A 2383-nucleotide genomic window follows, 5' to 3' on the forward strand; every position below is an offset into this window, starting at 1 on the left:
GTACAGGGCCACCGCGACCGTGGTCGCCTGCGGCAGGACCGGGGCCGTCGCGGTCGTCACCACGGTCAGCGGCTCGAACGAGGCGCCCGGCTGGACGGTGGCCGGGTTCGCGCAGACCAGCTGCCGGCCGGTCGCCTGGCAGGTCCAGCCGGACTGGGCCAGCAGCGCCCTGCGCAGGTTCTGACCTGTCCCGGTCTCGGGGCGCAGGCCGTCCGGCAGGGTGATCGTCACGCGCGAGCCCTCCACCGGCGTGGTGCCCCGGTTGACGACCACGGTGGTGAACGTGACCGTGTCGCCCACGGCGGGCTTCGGGTTGTCCACGGCGAACTGCACGCCCAGGTCGGTGCGCGGCGGGGTCGTGGTGGGGGCGGTCGTGGTGGGCGACGTGGTGGAGGTGGTCGCGCCAGTCGTGGTCGTCGGGCCCGTGGTCGTCGTCGGCGTGGTGGTGGTCGTGCTCGGCGGCGTCGTCGTGGTGGTCGGTGTCGTGGTGGTCGTCGTCGGAGCGGTCGTGGTCGTGGTCGGCGGGGTCTCGCCCGGCGCGAGCTCGTAGAAGCCCGCGTCCAGGGTCATGTCCTGGGTGATCCCGCTGTTCTCGACCTTGATCTCGACCGGTGACGAGTACCCGTCCGCGTCGACGTGTGACCCGACCGTGGCGGACTTGTCGCGCTGGGTGAACACCGTTCCGGTCGGCTTGACCACTCGGATGAAGTACGTGCCCTCGTCCAGCCCCACGAAGTAGTACTCGCCGTTGGCGTCGGTGAGCTGGCTGTCGACGACCCCGCCCGGTGCGCGGTGCAGCTCGACGGCGATGCCGGGCACCCCGTCCTCACCGACCCCCTGGAGCCCGTCGCGGTCGGCGTCGAGCCACACGAAGTCGCCCAGCGCGCCCTTGACCATCGAGAAGTCCACGTGCCTGCCCTGCCCGGACGCCAGCGCGAACGGCACCGAGGTGGGCGAGGCCGCGCCGTAGCCCGCGGGCAGCGTCGCCCGCACGACGTAGTCACCGGGCAGGACCGCGTCGAAGCTGTAGTTGCCGGTGGTGGAGGTGGTCGTGGTCGCGACCGGGGTCTCGTCGGGCTTCACGAGCGTGACGGTCACGTCCTTCAGCCACTCGTGCTCGTCGTCCTCGATCGTGCCGTTGGCGTTGTTGTCCACCCACGCGGTGCCGGTGACGGCCCCGATCCTCATGCCGAACGAGTACCCGGTGGCGGACGCGCCGCTGTCGACCCGGATGCCGCTGATCTGGTTCGGGGCGCTGACCGAGCCGCCCGCCGCGCCCGCCGCGGACTTGCCGTCGGCGTACCCGGCGGGCCGGGCGGCGGTGACCGAGTACAGGCCCGCCTCCAGGCCGGTGAAGGTGAACTCGCCGGTCGCGGACGTGGTCGTGGTCGCGGACGCCGCGCAGTCGGGCTGCTCGCCCACCGGGCAGCTGTCGCGCCTGCCGGTGAGCCGGACGGGCAGGTCGACCAGCGCGGTCTCACCGCCCTGCCGGACACCGTCGTCGTTCGCGTCCACGTACGCCTGTCCGGTGATCGAACCGGTGCCGACCGCGCGCAGCACGCCCGGCACGTCCCACCACAGGACGCCGAGGACGAGCAGCGCGATCGCCGCGACCACCGCGAAGCGGTGCGCGCCCCGTGCAGCGGGCATGGGTCAACTCCCGTTCGACTCGGGTACCCCTACGTGGAGCAATGTCCACCGGGAGGCGGGAGGTCGCCGGTCCGACCGGGGAAGTAGACCGGTCCGAGCGATGGAACCCGCCCCAAACCCTCGCTCCACCGGGTGACCCCGGCACGGGTGAAGGAGCAGCGGTGGGTGGTTGTATAGGGGCGGGATCGAACTCGGGAGGTGGGCGGTGGCCTCGAAGCGCAGGAGCGGCGGGTGCGCGCTGTACGCGGCGCTGCTGGTGGCTCTGATCATCCTGGTGCCGCCGGTGCGGGACTTCGCGCGCGACCTGCTCGCGTCGCTGCTGGACGGGTTCGCGGAGAACAACCCCTTCCGCGAGTGAGCTGAAGGGACGCAGGACTTCCGCCGTTCGCTCTCTTCGCGCGAAAGCTGTTATGGCCGCGCGCTCGCCGTGTCTGCGCGGTCGCCGCTCCCGCCCCTGCGCGGGTCCGGGTCCGGGACCTCCCAGCTGGTGACCGTGGCCAGTGGGTTGTGCCTGTCGAACGAGGACGCCGGGCAGGGCCTGGGCGTGGCCGGGATCAAGGACACGGCATCCAGATCGACAGCTCGAACAAGGTCTGGATCGACCACAACACGATCACGCGGATGAGCGATGGTCTGATCGACAACCGCAAGGACACCACGAACCTGACCGCGTCCTGGAACGTGCTGGCGGAGAACAACAAGTCGTTCGGCATCGGCTGGACCGACAACGTCG

Annotated in this window: 2 protein-coding genes; one reads left to right on the forward strand and one right to left on the reverse strand. The window is 71.4% G+C overall.

The features are described 5' to 3' along the window. The coding region (locus ACTUAL_RS10085; protein WP_440900084.1) for an SdrD B-like domain-containing protein at positions 1–1650 on the reverse strand (1650 nt) is incomplete at its 3' end. A 205-nt stretch (positions 1651–1855) separates the two neighbouring features. Here ACTUAL_RS10085 and ACTUAL_RS10090 point away from each other — a divergent pair. Then, complete coding sequence (locus tag ACTUAL_RS10090; protein WP_177154296.1) at positions 1856–2008, forward strand: hypothetical protein; 153 nt, start codon at positions 1856–1858, stop codon at positions 2006–2008. The last annotated feature ends 375 nt before the right edge of the window (positions 2009–2383 follow it).

Source organism: Actinosynnema sp. (assembly GCF_052038725.1).